Origin of the sequence: Streptomyces sp. SP18BB07, from assembly GCF_036322545.1 — a bacterium.
Lineage (GTDB): Bacteria > Actinomycetota > Actinomycetes > Streptomycetales > Streptomycetaceae > Streptomyces > Streptomyces deccanensis.
Map to the genome: position 1 here is coordinate 1 of NZ_JAQYWT010000107.1, position 323 is coordinate 323.

General features: G+C 73.1%; 1 pseudogene. It reads left to right on the forward strand.

Going from position 1 to position 323, the window contains the following annotated elements:
* Positions 1–323: pseudogene (locus PUR53_RS00305) on the forward strand (M24 family metallopeptidase); the annotation flags it as partial.

Genomic DNA, 323 nt, shown 5'->3' on the forward strand with positions numbered 1-323 from the left:
CACCTCACCCTTCCTGGGCTACCACCCCTCGTTCGCGCCCACGCCCATCCCCCCCGTGCTCTGCGCCTCCGTGAACGACGCGATCGTGCACGGCATCCCCACGTCGTAACGGCTGCGCGACGGAGAACTCGTCTCCCTCGACTTCGGCGCGCAACTGGGCGGCTGGGCCGGGGACTCGGCGAACAGCTTCGTGGTGGGCACCCCGCGCACGGCCGACCTCCGGCTCGTCGAGACGGCCGAACGCGCCCTCGCGGCGGGCATCGGGGCGGCCGTCGTCGGCAACCGCATCGGCGACATCGCGCACGCGATCGGCACGGTGTGCC